The sequence below is a fragment of the Ilumatobacter sp. genome, from assembly GCF_039969435.1.
GTDB lineage: Bacteria > Actinomycetota > Acidimicrobiia > Acidimicrobiales > Ilumatobacteraceae > Ilumatobacter_A.
This window is the reverse complement of the sequence record NZ_JBDVNU010000011.1, coordinates 1-8798: the sequence shown is the minus strand read 5'-3', so window position 1 is coordinate 8798 and position 8798 is coordinate 1. Positions and strand designations below refer to the sequence as shown.

Sequence of the window (8798 nt, the reverse complement as noted above, 5' to 3'; positions counted from 1 at the left end):
ACCACGCCGCCGAACGCGACCAGCACCACCGCGTCGACCTCTTCAACATGCTCCTCGAACGCGCCCGCACCGAGCAACCATGACCTCAACCGCCAGAAATCTCAGATTGCCCTTGACACCGATTACCCACATAAGTGCCGTACTTTCGCTATCTCGCTGCTCGAACGGTCCGCCGTTCTGGGGCGGATGTCGCCGGGTCGAGGGTTCGTACGAGGCTGCGGATGGAGTAGAAGTTCTGCTGGTGGTGTCGGTTTGGCAGGCTGTTGTTCGACGTAGTGGTGTGGGACGACATCGGGTCGATCCCAACGACGAAGGAGAACTCGAATGACTCGTTATCTCATGTCCGTGTGCTACTCGCCGGACGCCACGCCACCCACCGCGAACGAACTCGAAGTGATCATGGCTGACGTCACCGAGGTGCATCGTCAGCTCCGAGCCGAAGGCTCGTGGGTGTTCGGGGGCGGGCTCCACGACCCGAGCACTGCAACGGTGGTCACCTCTCAGGACGGGACAGCGGTGACCACCGATGGACCGTTCATCGACAGCAAAGAGGTGATCGGTGGACTCAGCATCATCGATGTCGCCGATCTCGACGCCGCCCTGGAATGGGCCGAGCGCACATCGCGAGCAACCCGGTGTTCGATCGAGGTTCGCCCGTTCGTGGACGACCATCCGGAGTGAACCGGTCCTCGGACCCCGGCGACCACTCGGTGATCGATCGTGTCTTTCGCGATGAATGGAGCCGAGTGGTTGCCGTGCTCGCCCGATCGTTCCGGGACCTCGACCTGGCCGAAGACGCAGCCCAGCAAGCCTTCGCGGAGGCCGCGACGTCGTGGCCGAGGACCGGGGTCCCGGAGAGTCCCGGAGCGTGGATCACTGCGGTTGCTCGGCGACGAGCCATCGACCGGATCCGACGCGAATCGCGACGCGACACGAAACAACGTCAGGCCGTGGCATCCACTGCCGTGCCGGCATGGCCTGACTTCGATCTCGGTGGCGAGTCGGTGGATGACGACGTGTTGCGCCTCGTGTTCACGTGTTGCCATCCCGCACTCGCCGCACCTGCCCAGGTTGCGCTGACACTCCGGTTGGTCGCAGGTATCGAGACCACAGCGATCGCTCGGGCGTTCCTGGTGCCTGAAGCCGCGATGACCCAGCGACTCGTCCGAGCGAAGCGCAAGATCCGCGCTGCGAACGTGCCGTTCCGGATGCCTGACGACGCGCGACTGCCCGACCGTCTTGGATCGGTACTGGCGGTGATCTTCCTTGCATTCAACGAGGGCTACATCGCCAGCAGCGGTGACGGTGTGGGCCGACCTGACCTGTGTGAAGAAGCGATCGCCTTGGCACGACTCATCGTCGATCTCATGCCCGACGAACCCGAAGCACGAGGATTGCTCGCGCTGATGCTGTTCACGAACGCCCGCCGACGGGCCCGCGTTGCCGTCGACGGCTCTCTCGTTCGTCTTGTCGATCAGGACCGAACGCGCTGGGACCAGCAGATGATCGCCGAAGGTCGAGAACTCTTGCGGAGGTGTCTGCGCCAAGGTCGCCCTGGCCAGTACCAACTTCACGCAGCGATCAACGCAGTCCACACCGAGGCCGCAACGTTCGTCGACACGGACTGGCATCAGATCCTCGCCCTCTACGACCACCTCCTCGAGATCGCTGCAACTCCGGTCGTTGAACTCAACCGGGCAGTCGCCCTTGCGGAGATCGACGGACCGCATGTCGCGCTCGTTGCCATCGACCGCCTCGGCCTCGACGGGTACCACCTCTGGCATGCAGTTCGGGCCGACCTGCTGCGTCGATGCGGTCGCGACGACGACGCCGGCGTCGCGTACGAACGAGCAATCGACCTGACCGACAACCCAGCCGAACGACAACTACTCCAACGACGCCACGCCGAACTCCCCACGGCTTTGAACTGAAGGAACGGCACGATGTTGACGGACCCTGCCCGCCGACCTCGACGACACTGGCCGCGGCAACTCACTCCACATTCCTCCTCGCCAGGCCTGACCAACCCGCTCTCGAACCGGCAGCGCACAGCGCCCCGTCGAGTGCGGACGGAGCCCGTACGATCTTGAGCGCGTGACCGAGCACCGACGTGCCGATCCGATGGGTCGTTGGTCGTTGGTGGTCGTCGGCGCCGCTGTTGCGAGCGCTCTGGACTCTCTGAGCGAGGTCCGAAAGGTCCCTCACGACGAGTCTCGGAGACCGATGACCGGTCGATCGTCTCGAGTTGGTGCCTCGGGACCGATCCCGACCACGACCGTGAGATCGAAGCGTCGCGCCGTGGCCGTCGGCCGTCGTGCCACTGGACATTCAAGAAGGTGACAACACGAGCCGATTCCCGGGTATGAGCGTGACACGCACCATGACCGCTTCCGAGCTCGACGACGCCGTGATCGAAGAGGCTCGCCGGATCTGTCAGGAGTACGCAGAGAACGGGGCGGCCGATTCGGTCCACGCGTTGTTCTTCGGTGCGTTGCACAACCAGTCCCGTTTCGCCGACGTGTTGGCCCTCGTGACTCTGGATCGATTCCACGAGGACGACTGGGCGGAGTTGGTCTCGGAGTGCTGGTTCATGGCACAGCAACCGTTGCTGAACATCAGCGAAGAGACGTGGATCGAGATGTTCGATCGGGCGGGGTTCTTCGGTCGCCGGCCGACCGAGCCGGTCACCCTGTACAGGGGTTGTTCCGAGGATGACGTGTCAGCGTTCTCGTGGACGCGCGACGTCGACCAGGCTCGGCGTGATGCAGCCAGGACGCCGGACGGGATCGTGTGGCGGCTGGACGACTTCGATCCCGAGCAGATCCTCGCCGTTTCGATCGACGACTACGTGATCCTCCCGACTGGAGCGAAACCGGTTCAGCACGAGGAGCGCTCGGTGAACGCATCGAGCACGCAGCTCGACGCCAGCCGATTCGCTGCGAAGGCCGCCGCCTTTCGTATCGAGTTCCCCCTGGAGCAGACCACCGGAACCAACTGAGGCCCGTCTCGGGGCGTCGCACCAGACGGCGAGACACAGAAACCGTGGCGACCGTCAGAACGCTGTACCTAGAGCTGAAGCGCCCCGGGATTCGTGGAGGCTCCGTTCCTTGAGAGGATGGAGTGATGCCAAGCAAGTATCCCGACGAGCTGCGGTCCTCATCATCGTTCCAGTTGCGCTCGCTGCGGGTGCTTGGATCTTTTTCCGATGGCTCGTGTCTACTTCTGATGAATAGAGGTCGGCGTCTTCTTGAACGTCAGCCGTGCTGACAGCGCACGATCGACCGCCTCGACGACAGCTCGACCGAGCGAACAATCTGGAGCGGTTGGCCGAGCCCCGACGTGCCGTTCCTGTGCACGTCTACGTCCGACGGGAGGGTGTTGTTATTGAGCGGTCAGGGCGCCGGTCCTGCTCAGCGGTGATCTGTGGCAGGGTTGGTGGTGCAGCAAAAACTGATCGGCTTGGATGCTGCTCGTTGTGGATCGCGTCCGAGCAGGTGTGCTGGGATCGGTTATCGCTCGATCGTGGTGGTTGCCTTGGCGGCGTTGATCGACGCAACGGTGCCGTGGGGGTCATCGACTTCGATGATGAGTTGGTCGAGGTCGCAGTCGGTGAGGCTGACGACGACTGCGTTGGTGCCACGGCGGATGTTCCAGAACGTCTTCGAGTCCTCGTGTCGAAACGTGCCAGCGACGTAGAAACCGGGGATGTGGGTTCCGGGAACCCGGATTCCCTTTCGTTCGGATCCGACGCCGGGATCGACGGTGGCGCCGATGATGTTCGCAAGCGGGACACGGATGGTTTTGCGCAGTGACAGGATCATTTCGATGGTGGATTGCTCGACCACGAGTGTGTCGTCGTGAACGTTGATGCTGGCCATGGTTCCTCGTCTCTCAAATGTCAGTCGTGTGGTTGGGATAGATGTGTCGACGATCGCGAGTCGGCGGAGCGAGTTGTCGATGCCGCTCCAGCAGGGCTCGCCCGAGTTGCAATTCCGGGTCGCCTGCTCGGCCGATGATGGCCAGTCCTCGTGTCAGTTCGGGTCGAATCAGCGGGTCGAGTGCAGCCGAGGAGGCCAAAACGAGCGCCGTGAGTTCTGCGAGGCGTGCGTCGTCCCGCTCGGCGGCGCCTGCAAGTGCGAGTGCGATCACGCCAGCCTTGCTTCCGAACACGCGGTAAAGGCTTCCACGGCCGACGCCGGTGGCTCTGGTGATGTCATCGATTCCAACAGCGTCATAGCCGCGCTCGAGAACGAGGTTGGCGACGTCGGTGGCAACCGCTTCTGGATCGAAGGTCCTCGGCCTGCCCATGCTCGTCACCCTACCGCTATTTGGGAACGATCGTATCCAAACGCGAGAAGTGCGGCATTCCGCCGGGACAATCGCACCGGAAACCACAATCTCGCCTGCTCGGCTTCATTGACCGCTGGCGGGAGACAACTCTCCGGTCGACCACAGCCCGGTTCTGCGACGCCCCGCCCTGGTAGGCGACGCCGCCCGCTACCCGCTTGAGGAGCACCCGCCGTTTGCTGGCTGGCGCGTACGCTGGAGCGCACATTCTCGCGCGCCTGGCCGATTGCGTACGTGCCGTTCTGATCGGGTCGAAGGCCAAGCCGGGTGCGTTGATATGCGTGCGATCGGCGGCTCGTACCTGTCGAGATCTGCCTACGAGGATGCCCGACGTCGAAGCACCCACACACTCAGACCGACACCGACAACTGAAAGGGCAACCGCCAACAAAAGCTTGCCAGTCGAACCCGACGAACCAAACAGCCATGCTGAGCCTGCAACGAGTGCTGTGACCAACACGATGGCCAGGAACCAACGAGCCACGGGACTCACGTGACCGCCAGACGGATCAGCCATCCGACGCCTGCAAACGTCGTAACGCAGAGAAAACCAATGAGCCGAATCTTCTGAATTCGGTGATTGTCTTCCTGGGTCCACCTCATGCATCGAATGATTCTCCAAATCACTGCTCCAGAAACACCGCCGGCGGCGCTCACGACGTCCGCCGTCAACCCGGCCCAGGTTCACATTCTGAGCGGCCGGCCGAGCCCCGACGTGCCGCTATGTGCGGGTCTCGGCGTCGATTGGGAGCGAGCGATATGCGTGGCTGAGGCGGCCTCTTTTGGTGTCGGATTATCGGGGATGCCTCCGTCGGGAACTATTCCGATCCTCGTAGCGTCAAAGAGAAGATGATGAATTCTCGACGCGCATGGCAATCAGTTGAGCCGTTTGCGATTCGCTCTTGGAGCTCGGTGAGGGCCGGAGTGTGCGCCGCCGTTGCTGTCGCATTGCTCGCCGGCTGTGGCGACTCATCGCCGGACGACGGAGCGCCCGGCGAACAGTCCGACACGCCGTTGACGTCGCTGCCGCTGGTCGATCTCTCGAAACCCCCAGTCGCCAACGACCCGGATCCGTCCGTCAGAGCGGGCGCCGTTGCGGCCTTCGTCGACTGCAACTATGGCGTTTACCAAGGCGGCTGGACGTCGGACTTCGGGCCTCTTGGCAGTGGATCCGGCCCTGACGAAGCGCTCACCGACATGATCGACAGCGGAGCGCTCGGAATGCCCGACCAGGGCTTCGTCGCAGTCGGAAGGGATGAGGGTCGCGTGTTGTACACCTACGAAGTCGCCGGTGTCGCCAAGGCTGCGCTCGTGATCGCCGACAGCACGAAAGTCGAACTTGACACCGACGACGAATGGGCAATCGAGACGTTCGCTACTTGTGACCCTGCAGAGTTCGATCCCTCCACCGATGACGAGTCTCCTCGTGAGCTGTGGCAGGACGCTGCTGGCAATCGGGTTCCCTCCTCCGTGATCACTTCTTCTCGCGGTCCGGAGCACTGCGGGTGGGAGTCGGCGACGTTCCTCGGAGTCGACGGACAGGGTTACATCTCAGACCCACAAGATGTGCTCGACGGTCGGGGCTTCGTCGCCCCATTTGATGCGGACGCCGAGTTGCCGTCGGATGCGATCAATACCGGCTATCAACAGCAAGGACGCCGGTTGTGGCTGTCGAACGATCGCCTCATCGCCTTCGTCGTCACCGCCGACGGAGTCGAGGCCTGGCCGTCATCGACCGAGGAGTTCGGTTGCGCCTGATCGGCTACTCATCTCTCTGCGGACCGCGCCCGATCCGCCGCACGTTTCCGAGCGGGCGGCCGCCCGAATAAGTGCCTGATTCATGATTGGGGTGTGCGTTGCGGCGGTTGTCGTAGCGTCGAAGGTGCCGGTCGGTGGGCTCTCTATGTGCCTGCCGCCTGCTGGGTTGGCTTTCTATCGAATTGCTTGCCGGCCGGTTCCTTCACCGTGGTGTGGCTCGAAAGAGGCGAGAGCACGATCAACCCGAATCAGGAGTGCCCACCTCCGGTTCCCCATCACCGAGAAAGGCATCCAACTCATGACCATCACCATCGGGATCGACCCTCACAAGGGCTCCCACACCGCTGTCGCGATCGACAGCAACGAACACGTCCTCGACGAGATCCGAGTGCGATCTTGCTCGACCCAAACCGACCGACTCCGCGAGTGGGCCGACCGATTCGAGGAGCGGACGTGGGCGGTCGAGTCCGCCCACGGCCTCGGCTACCTGCTCGCCCAGCAGCTCGTCGCGGCCGGCGAATCTGTTGTCGACGTCCCACCAGTTCGTGCGTCTCGAGTGCGCGTGTTGGGGTCGGGGAAGTCGCAGAAGAACGACCCGAACGACGCCCGCTCGATCGCAATCGCAGCACTCCGCGCCGACGATCTCGCCACGGTGTGCGCCGATGATCATGCCCAGGTGTTGAAGCTGTTGTCGAAGCGACACCGCGACCTCGGCCGGCTCAAGAACAAAGCCAGCTGCCGCCTCCACGCCCTGCTGCTCGAAATGGTTCCGGGTGGTGCGGGGTTCCGGATCACCACCGTGACCAGGATCAATACGGTCATCGACGGCTTCGAGCCCACTGATGCAATGGGCCGCCAACGCCAAGACATCGCACGCGACCTCGCTGGCGACATCGACCGCTACAACCACCTGCTCGACTCGTCCAAGCAGCGCATCCAAACAGCGGTCGCAGCGTCGGGAACATCGCTGACGACGATCTCCGGGGTCGGGCCGATCACCGCCGCGATGATCATCGGCCAGGCCGGCAACATCGAACGGTTCAAGTCGAAGCACCACTTCGCGAGCTACAACGCGACCGCCCCGGTCGAGGCGTCGTCAGGATCCAAAGTCCGGCACCGGCTCAACCAGCGCGGCAACCGCCAACTGAACTGGGCGCTCCACGTCATCGCGATCTCACAGCTCCGCCACGACACCCTCGGCCGCCAATACTTCGACCGCAAAGTCGCAGAGGGCAACACATTCCAAGGAGGCAATCCGCTCGCTCAAGCGACGGATTTCCGACGTCGTCTACCGACACCTCGCAGCCGACGCCCGACAGCAGAGCTGACCCCCTGGTGGGCCCGGGAGGACAATCAGGAACGACCTCGAATCCAGCGTGACCGGCTCTACATCCTGAACAGCCGGCTCTTCGGATAGGTCACTCCCGGGACCCAACAACCAACGCTACGACCCTCAGCACCGCCAATCAAGGAGGGTCGGCTTCGACGCGCCCGAACAACCCCAGAAATCTCCCCTTGACACAAAGAGGCTTCGATACAGAGCGGTTGCGATGCGATGCATCTCAGAACATTTCCGAGCGGTCCTGAGGTGCTGTGTCTGGCGAAGCCTCGTCGACGAGGGTGCTGACGAAGGGCTTCGGGAACTTCTCGGTGACATGCGTCGTCAGACACTGGTGAGGATCCTCGCGTTCGTGTCCGTTGTCGTCGGGCTCTTGATCACGACAGGCAGCCCAGCGGCTGCGGACTGTTCGGGCCCGACGATCGAGATCGAGCAGCGTGAGGTGGTCAGCGGCGCGCAACTCGTGGTCACGGGGTATGCCTGGGGTGACAACTGCTACGACACGGGTGCGCCGCCGGATGGAGAGGGCGTACTGGGTGTTCCAATCGGCGGGATCGACGTCTACGTGGTGCAAGGGACCGAGGAGTTCCTCGTTGCTACTGGAGCGGCGGATGACGAGTATTCGTTCGACGTCACCATCGTGATCCCAGCCGAACTGACTGCGGGCACGGCCGTCGTGCAAGCACGATGGGCGGCGAACCGGATTGCCTACAGTGAGAATCCACAGATCGTGGTGACCGATGCTTCGCCACTGGTTGCGGATGAGCCCACGGTTGCGACCTTCGAACCCGCAACGACGACAACGACCACAACGACGGCCGATTCAACCACGACTTCAACAGTCGCCCCGACGAGTGCACCATCCTCGACGGTCACGGCGGCCACCGATGCGCCCGACCCGCTTCCAGGCGATGGAGGCCAGCCCGATCAGGATTCGAACACGACTACGACGCTCGTCATCGTTGGCGTCGCCGCTCTCAGTGTCCTCCTTCTCGCAGTCCGGATCGCCCGCCGCAGGGTATGAACCCCGATCCGAAGTGCCGAGATTCTGGAGCAGGTGCCCGCCCGCAGTCCTGCCGATGAGGAGCGTTCTCATCTGTGCCAACTCGATGTTGGTCTGAGCGGCCTCACGAAGCGGTCCGCCACCTGGCTCGCCTGAAGAAGCCACGTGCTTAGATTGTGCGGTGGGCCGCAAGATTGTTTTGTTGGCAGTGCTGAATCGCCCTGGGTTCGTTGGAGGTTCCTGAGCTTGGAAACAAGGATGGAGCCATGCCGAAAGAGAAGTCACCAGGGGTGCCGACGACGCGTCGGTATTCCGAGCAGGAACGGTTGTCGGCGGTGCGGTTGTGCCGGCA

General features: G+C 63.1%; 8 protein-coding genes. 6 read left to right on the top strand and 2 right to left on the bottom strand.

Translation table 11 applies throughout. The annotated features are described in order from the left end of the window. Positions 1–324: 324 nt before the first annotated feature. The 3 genes from ABJK40_RS06785 to ABJK40_RS06775 all read left to right on the top strand — a co-directional run bounded on the left by ABJK40_RS06785 (position 325) and on the right by ABJK40_RS06775 (position 2998). The gene (locus ABJK40_RS06785; RefSeq protein WP_348478844.1) at positions 325–681 is read left to right on the top strand and encodes a YciI family protein; all 357 of its coding nucleotides are present in this window, start codon (positions 325–327) and stop codon (positions 679–681) included. Beyond that, positions 678–1931 (top strand): RNA polymerase sigma factor, encoded by a 1254-nt coding sequence (locus ABJK40_RS06780; protein WP_348478843.1) that lies wholly within the window; start codon positions 678–680, stop codon positions 1929–1931. Before ABJK40_RS06785 ends, ABJK40_RS06780 begins: the two co-directional genes overlap by 4 nt. A gap of 449 nt (positions 1932–2380) precedes the next feature. Continuing rightward, positions 2381–2998 carry a hypothetical protein gene (locus ABJK40_RS06775; protein ID WP_348478842.1) on the top strand — a complete coding sequence of 206 codons (618 nt, stop codon included), beginning with the start codon at positions 2381–2383 and terminating at the stop codon, positions 2996–2998. 511 nt (positions 2999–3509) lie between these two features. Here ABJK40_RS06775 and ABJK40_RS06770 read toward each other — a convergent pair. Continuing rightward, entirely contained in the window at positions 3510–3878 is a 369-nt protein-coding gene (locus ABJK40_RS06770; protein ID WP_348478841.1) for a hypothetical protein, read from the bottom strand. A gap of 13 nt (positions 3879–3891) precedes the next feature. After that, positions 3892–4308 (bottom strand): helix-turn-helix domain-containing protein, encoded by a 417-nt coding sequence (locus ABJK40_RS06765; protein WP_348478840.1) that lies wholly within the window; start codon positions 4306–4308, stop codon positions 3892–3894. 1235 nt (positions 4309–5543) lie between these two features. Between ABJK40_RS06765 and ABJK40_RS06760 the strand changes: the two genes are divergently transcribed. The 3 genes from ABJK40_RS06760 (at position 5544) to ABJK40_RS06750 (ending at position 8467) form a co-directional block, all read left to right on the top strand. Continuing rightward, complete coding sequence (locus ABJK40_RS06760) at positions 5544–6104, top strand: hypothetical protein (RefSeq protein ID WP_348478839.1); 561 nt, start codon at positions 5544–5546, stop codon at positions 6102–6104. A 298-nt stretch (positions 6105–6402) separates the two neighbouring features. Next, complete coding sequence (locus tag ABJK40_RS06755) at positions 6403–7521, top strand: IS110 family transposase (RefSeq protein WP_348478838.1); 1119 nt, start codon at positions 6403–6405, stop codon at positions 7519–7521. A gap of 238 nt (positions 7522–7759) precedes the next feature. Beyond that, entirely contained in the window at positions 7760–8467 is a 708-nt protein-coding gene (locus tag ABJK40_RS06750; RefSeq protein WP_348510203.1) for a hypothetical protein, read from the top strand. Positions 8468–8798: the final 331 nt, after the last annotated feature.